The organism is Bacteroides sp. RTP31139st1_H2_RTP31139_211217 (assembly GCF_040227615.1).
In the GTDB taxonomy this organism is placed as follows: domain Bacteria; phylum Bacteroidota; class Bacteroidia; order Bacteroidales; family Bacteroidaceae; genus Bacteroides; species Bacteroides uniformis.
Map to the genome: position 1 here is coordinate 13,280 of NZ_JBCNZM010000081.1, position 4,683 is coordinate 17,962.

The 4,683-nt window shown below is 49.4% G+C and carries 4 protein-coding genes; 2 read left to right on the forward strand and 2 right to left on the reverse strand.

Annotated elements, in window-relative coordinates; genetic code table 11:
• Together ABUA47_RS14090 and glyA are read left to right on the forward strand one after the other, a co-directional pair.
• Positions 1-561 (forward strand): porin family protein (locus ABUA47_RS14090; RefSeq protein ID WP_349831692.1); only part of this gene is annotated, 561 nt, incomplete at its 5' end.
• Positions 562-663: 102 nt separating this feature from the next.
• Entirely contained in the window at positions 664-1,944 is a 1,281-nt protein-coding gene (gene glyA, locus ABUA47_RS14095; RefSeq protein ID WP_057258516.1) for a serine hydroxymethyltransferase, read from the forward strand.
• Positions 1,945-2,042: 98 nt separating this feature from the next.
• On the opposite strand, the gene ABUA47_RS14100 is transcribed toward glyA, so the two are convergent.
• Together ABUA47_RS14100 and ABUA47_RS14105 are read right to left on the reverse strand one after the other, a co-directional pair.
• A complete protein-coding gene (locus ABUA47_RS14100) occupies positions 2,043-3,713 on the reverse strand; it encodes a formate--tetrahydrofolate ligase (RefSeq protein ID WP_349831693.1) in 1,671 nt (556 codons plus the stop codon).
• Between the two features lie 115 nt (positions 3,714-3,828).
• Positions 3,829-4,683, reverse strand: an 855-nt coding sequence (locus tag ABUA47_RS14105) for an outer membrane beta-barrel protein (protein ID WP_349831694.1), incomplete at its 5' end; no start/stop codon positions are given.

Genomic DNA, 4,683 nt, shown 5'->3' on the forward strand with positions numbered 1-4,683 from the left:
GTACAGAACAATTACAAAATAGGATATTTCGGTTCCCTTTTCATGCGGATAAATTTCGACCGCCACTTCCTGCAACCGGAAATATCCTACAACATCAACCGGTGCAACATCACCTTCGAGAAACCTCTGCCCGAAGACGCCGCATCAGGAGCCCGGCCGGAGGAAGCCTCCATTACATCGTCCATCCACAGTATAGACATCCCCGTCATCTACGGATACAACTTCATCAAGGAGGGGCCGTACAGCCTTGCCGTCTTTGGAGGACCCAAAGTGCGCTATATATGGGACAGGAAAAGTGACATCGACTTCGAGAATTTCGACCAGGTGAATATCCGTGAAAGGCTGCGTCCGCTCAATCTCAGTTTCACCGTCGGCGTATCCGTCACCATCTCACGCGTCTTTTTCGACTTCCGTTACGACATGGGGCTGCATAACATCTCCAAAAACGTGACATACGATATTCCGGCCGACAACAACGCTGCAGACGAAAACACGAAAAACGAAATCCGTTTTCACCGCAGGGACAATGTGCTGAGTTTTTCTTTCGGAGTGTTCTTTTGACAGTAAATTTCTTCCTTTTCTTTCAATTTATTCATTTATTTCCCGTAAATTTGTGCGCTTAATAAGAGAACACAGATTTATCAAACTTATCTAATAAGCAGAATGAAAAGAGATGATTTAATTTTCGAACTTATCGAAAAAGAACACCAACGTCAGCTCAAAGGCATTGAACTGATTGCATCAGAGAACTTTGTAAGTGACCAGGTTATGCAGGCAATGGGCTCCTGCCTCACCAACAAGTATGCTGAAGGATACCCCGGCAAGCGTTACTATGGTGGTTGTGAGGTAGTGGACCAGAGTGAGCAGATTGCCATCGACCGCTTGAAACAGATCTTCGGCGCAGAATGGGCCAACGTACAGCCGCACTCCGGTGCACAAGCCAATGCAGCCGTATTCCTCGCCGTGCTCAATCCGGGCGACAAATTCATGGGACTGAACCTTGCACACGGCGGTCACCTCTCCCATGGTTCACTGGTCAACACTTCCGGTATTATCTATACTCCCTGCGAATACAATCTGAACCAGGAAACCGGACGTGTGGACTATGACCAGATGGAAGAAGTTGCCCTGCGCGAGAAACCCAAAATGATTATCGGCGGCGGTTCTGCTTATTCCCGCGAATGGGACTACAAGCGCATGCGCGAAATCGCGGACAAGATAGGTGCCATCCTGATGATTGACATGGCTCATCCTGCCGGACTGATTGCAGCCGGTGAACTGGATAACCCCGTGAAATATGCCCACATCGTGACCTCCACTACCCACAAGACTCTGCGTGGTCCTCGCGGTGGCGTTATCATGATGGGCAAGGACTTCCCAAACCCCTGGGGCAAGAAAACTCCGAAGGGAGAAATCAAGATGATGTCCCAGTTGCTGGATTCAGCCGTATTCCCCGGTATCCAAGGTGGTCCGCTAGAACATGTCATCGCAGCCAAAGCCGTTGCCTTCGGCGAAATCCTGCAACCGGAATGGAAAGAATATGCCAAGCAGGTGAAGAAAAACGCTACTGTCTTGGCACAAGCCTTGATGGACCGTGGCTTCACCATCGTTTCCGGCGGTACGGACAACCACTCCATGCTGGTAGACCTGCGCAGCAAATATCCCGATTTGACCGGTAAGGTTGCCGAGAAGGCGTTGGTATCTGCCGACATCACCGTAAACAAGAACATGGTTCCGTTTGACAGCCGCTCGGCTTTCCAGACTTCCGGTATCCGTCTGGGTACTCCTGCCATCACAACCCGTGGTGCCAAGGAAAACCTGATGCTCGAAATTGCCGAAATGATTGAAACCGTTCTGTCCAACGTAGACAACGAACAAGTCATCGCAGAGGTTCGCGCACGCGTAAATGCGAAGATGAAAGAATACCCGCTGTTTGCGTATTAATAAGCAATCAGAATTAAAAATTAAAGGCTGCGCAATGTTCGCTTTGACCTGCGCAGCCTTTAATTTTTAATTCTTAATTCTAAACGCGCTCCGCGCGTTTAGCTCAGCCCTTCTATATTTCCGTCCACAATATCAATGTGTTCGGCTTGTGGTTTCTTGGGTAATCCCGGCATACGGAGAATTTCACCGGCGATGGCTACAATCATTTCCGCACCGTTATTGACCACAATATCCTTGATGTGGAACTCAAAGTTGTTGACTGCACCGTATATCTTCGGGTCGGCAGAGAAGGAGTACTGTGTCTTGGCAATACAGACGGGGTAATGGCTGATACCCATCTGCTCTATCAGTTTGATAACCTTGCGGGAGTGGAGACTGTAAGTCACTACGCTTGCCCCGTAGAGGTTGCAGGCTACCTTTTCTATTTTACGTTCCACGCAATCGCTCTCTTCGTAGGTGAAGGTCAGCGGTTCGGATGGTTTGTTCTCGATAGTATCTACTACCAGATTGGCAAGGTCAACGGCTCCCTCTCCTCCTTTGGCAAAGGCGTTGTTCACGGCAAAACCTACCTCAAGCTTTTCTTCGCAATGGCGGCGGATAGCTTCCACCTCCTCGTCCGTATCACTGGCAAAACGGTTGAATGCCACGATGACCTGCTGGCCGAATGAACGCAAATTGCGTACATGCTTGTCCAGATTGCCGAAGCCCTCTTTCAGTCCTTCCATATTGGGTTCCTTGATGCGGTCCAGACTGACACCGCCATGCATCTTCAGTCCTTGTGCGGTAGCAACGATTATCGTCAGCTTGGGCTGTAGGCCGCTCTTGCGGCACTTGATGTTGTAGAACTTCTCCGCACCCAGGTCAGCCCCGAAACCGGCTTCCGTCACTACATAATCGCCGAATGTCATGGCCATTTTTGTGGCAAGAATGGAGTTGCAACCATGGGCAAGATTTGCGAACGGGCCGCCATGAACAAAAGCAGCCGAGCCTTCGGTAGTCTGTACCAAGTTGGGGTTGATAGCATCTTTCAACAGTACGGTAATGGCACCGGCTACTCCTAACTCCTTCACTGTGAAAGGAGTACCATCGAAACGGAATCCCAGAATAATATTTTCAATACGGCGACGGAGGTCGTCGAGGTCCGTTGCCAGACAGAGAATAGCCATAATTTCGGAAGCCGGGGTAATATCGAAGCCCGACTCCTCGGTAATGCCGTTGGTGCTCGGTCCCAATCCGGTGACAATGCTCCGCAAGGAACGGTCATTCACATCAAGTACGCGCCGCCAGATGATTTCTTTCAGTCCGAAGCCGTCTGCCTGATGCTGGTACAAGTAATTGTCGAGCAAAGCGGAAATCATGTTGTGTGCGGAGGTAATGGCGTGAAAGTCGCCCGTAAAGTGCAGGTTTATCTTCTCCATGGGCAGCACCTGGGCATATCCTCCACCGGCAGCACCGCCTTTCATGCCGAAGCAAGGACCCAGCGAGGGTTCGCGTAAAGCCACAATCGCTTTCTTGCCAATCTTGTTCAGCCCCAATGCCAGCCCGATGGACACGGTTGTTTTACCGATACCCGCTTTCGTAGCCGTGATAGCCGTCACCAGTATCAGATTGCTCTTCTTCACTTTCTCTTCATCAATCAGATGCGTAGGAATCTTGGCTATGTAACGGCCATAGTTCTCTACTTCGTCACGCGGGATATCCACACTTTCAGCCACCTGCTTTATCTTCTTCAGCTCTATGCTGCGGGCTATTTCAATGTCCGATTTCATACAGAGTCTTTTCTTTAAATAACAACTTTAATGTTTTGAAAGTTGCAAAAGTACGAAAGATGTGGCAAAGTACAAAAGAATACCGTATTTTCACCTGACCACCTGCATCTTCTATCTATTTGAACCGCGACGTATCCACTGCCTCCCGTTGCTTCTCCTTATATCCACCGAATTTATAGGTGAACGATACGCCGAATTCGCGGAAGCATGAGTAATGATTCGTCACATTCTGCGTCTTGAAACGGATGCGGGGAGAAATCTGTCCCGTCTCAAAAATATCGTTGCAATAGAGGTTGAGAATGGCTTTGTTCTTGGCGAAGCCGTAGCGCAGGGCAATATTCACATTGCCCGACGTAGGCAGGTCGTAGATGCCCTGAATGGCTTTACTATGCACAAATCCGGTCACCGTCAGCTTCAAGTCGGGTTTGGTGGAGAGAGTAAAAGTATTGTTCATCTGGGCAATGCCATAGCATTGCTTTCTGTCGAAAGGAATATCCCAGAAATCACCATCCTTTTCGCGATGCCACAAGCCGATGAGGGTAAGGCGAGAATTCAACCAATCCTTCACCTTAAACGGGATAGAGGCTTGTATTCCTGCTTGTTGCTGATAATCAAAATTGAGTGTCTTGTAGATTTCAACCAGACGTTCGGAGGATTGGTAGAGTGTCTGTACGGAGTAGTCCTTGGTATGGTTGAACCAAGCGCTGAAGATGTATTTGCTTTTCAAAATATAGGTCATTTTCAGCTCATACTCTTGTGCCGGTTTCAGCAACGGATTACCATGCAGCTCAGAGTATCCGCCGCCGATGTAAGAGACGGCATCCTGCACCGCCCAGTAGTCGGGATAGTCCTTGTCGCTGCTCAGAGAGAGCTGAAGGATATGTCCCGGTGCCGGCATATAGTTCAAGTTGACGATGGGATACCAGTCCCACTGGTTCCAGACGGGAGTCTTGTAATGCTCCACAGCCAG

Excerpts from the sequence above, each read along its gene's own strand:
- glyA (WP_057258516.1), top strand. The coding sequence starts at position 664 with ATGAAAAGAGATGATTTAATTTTCGAACTTATCGAAAAAGAACACCAA.
- ABUA47_RS14100 (WP_349831693.1), bottom strand. The coding sequence starts at position 3,713 with ATGAAATCGGACATTGAAATAGCCCGCAGCATAGAGCTGAAGAAGATA.